Raw genomic sequence first — 2133 nt, forward strand, 5'->3', positions numbered from 1 at the left:
TTCCGGGCTATTCTTATCATGAAAATGCTGAAACCTTTGCCATGGTCTGGGATTCTTATGCGGACGAACCGCCTCATTCCATCGTGCATGAGCTGACCTTCTTTGTCCAAGACGAAGATGGGCGCTTCACGCGCCATGATGAGGTGCATGAGGAGCGGACCTATGAGATTCTGACCTATGATATCTTGCTGGAGCAGGCTGGCTTTAAGAATGTCAAGGTTTACGCGGACTTTGAGGACAAGGAGCCAACTGACAAGAGCGCTCGCTGGTTCTTTGTGGCGGAGAAATGAGATGACAGTCACCGGTATTATCGCAGAGTTTAATCCTTTTCATAATGGGCACAAATATCTGCTGGAGCAGGCTTCTGGTCTGAAAATTATCGCTATGAGTGGCAATTTTGTTCAGCGAGGGGAGCCGGCTATCGTGGACAAGTGGACTCGGGCACAGATGGCTTTGGAAGCTGGAGCGGATTTGGTCCTTGAGTTGCCTTTCTTGGTCAGCGTTCAGGCGGCAGACTTTTTCGCTAAGGGGGCAGTAGACATCTTAGAGAGGCTGGACATCGAACAGCTGACTTTTGGGACCGAGGAAGTGCTGGATTATGAGAGTATTTCCAAGGTCTATGGTGAAAAGGCAGAGCAGATGGAGGCTTATCTGGCTGGCTTGCCTGACTCCCTATCCTATCCTCAAAAGACTCAGGCCATGTGGCAGGAATTTGCAGAGCTCAATTTCTCAGGCTCTACTCCCAACCATATCTTGGGCTTGGCCTATGCCAAGGCTGTGGCGGGAAAGGCTATAAAGCTGTGTCCGATTCAACGTCAGGGAGCCGGCTATCATTCCTTGTCAGCTAATCAGGAATTTGCTTCCGCAACTGCCCTTCGTCGGAATCTGGATCAGCCAGACTTTCTCAAAAAATTCACTCCAGCCTATGACTTACTCGAGACGGCAGCAAAGGTGACTTGGTCGGATCTCTTTCCTTACCTTCGTTACCAGATAGTGACAAGTCCGGATTTGACAGACTTTTATCAGGTTAATCAGGAATTGGCTGTTCGGATTAGAGAGGCTCTGAAAAGCAGTGAGACCATAGAAGAGCTGGTCGAGCAGGTAGCGACCAAGCGCTATACCAAGGCTCGGGTTCGACGTCTGCTGACCTATATCCTGGTCGGAGCTAGACAAGAAGAGCTTCCGTCAGGAATCCATATTTTAGGCTTTTCCGAGCAGGGGCGCCAGCATTTATCTAAGCTTAAGGGAAAAGTTGAACTCGTCAGCCGTATCGGCAAGGAGCCATGGGATAGTTTGACCCAGCAGGCTGACAAGGTCTATCAACTAGGAAATCCTGCACTGATGGAGCAGAATTTTGGCCGCTTTCCACTACAAAATACCCACTGATAGTATAGATAGATTTGAGAAATTTACTTGTAAATAGAAGAGAGTGGGACAGACAGCCATGACGACATAGCCGTCACCCACAGAAACATGAAAATAAAGACAAAAGCCCTCATTTAGAAGTATAATCTAAGTGAGGGCTTTGTGGTTGATAATTTCTTGAATATCACTTTCGCGGGACAAACTAATCCACTCTACCGACGAGTACCCCAAAATATCGCCTTGAGCATGAGTATAAAAATACGATAACCTTATCGGTAGATAAGCTCTCTGACTTTATAAATGGAGGGAATCACAATGGATGTTCTCTATCAATCTTGTGCAGGTATTGATGTCCATCAAGCTACTGTTGTGGTTTGTATTCTACATGGGCCGCTCACTTCTACTCGTCCAAAGCGTGAAATGGCTCAGTTTGATACAACGACAAAAGGATTAAAAGCCTGTCATGATTTTCTCAGTCAATTTCATGTAGAAGCCGTCGGCATGGAAAGCACAGGAGTTTACTGGAGACCTGTCTGGCATGAACTCTGTGATGACTTTGAACTCATCCTAGCACAGCCTGCTCATATGAAAGCTATTCCAGGTCAAAAAACAGATCAGAAAGATGCTCACTGGATTGCCCAATTAACACGAATCGGCCTGCTCCCTCGCAGTTTCGTTCCTGATGAAACCATTCAAGAATTGAGAGAGTTAACACGACAACGGAAACACTATGTAGAGAGCCGTAATCGTGAGACCAATCGGATCCAT

2 protein-coding genes and 1 pseudogene are annotated in these 2133 nt (G+C 46.9%); all 3 read left to right on the forward strand.

The genetic code is table 11. The features are described 5' to 3' along the window. Positions 1 to 290 (forward strand): annotated as a pseudogene (locus Q0191_RS03255) (SAM-dependent methyltransferase); the annotation flags it as partial. Position 291: 1 nt separating this feature from the next. After that, positions 292 to 1386, forward strand: coding sequence for a nucleotidyltransferase (locus Q0191_RS03260; protein WP_297663805.1), 1095 nt, complete (start codon positions 292 to 294; stop codon positions 1384 to 1386). Positions 1387 to 1680: 294 nt separating this feature from the next. After that, on the forward strand, positions 1681 to 2133 hold a 453-nt coding region (locus tag Q0191_RS03265), incomplete at its 3' end, for a transposase (RefSeq protein WP_297663807.1).

Source organism: uncultured Streptococcus sp., from assembly GCF_938036805.1.
GTDB lineage: Bacteria > Bacillota > Bacilli > Lactobacillales > Streptococcaceae > Streptococcus.

What these genes read in the sequence shown, in the direction of transcription:
- Q0191_RS03260 (WP_297663805.1), top strand. Translation starts at nt 292, where the DNA reads ATGACAGTCACCGGTATTATCGCAGAGTTTAATCCTTTTCATAATGGG.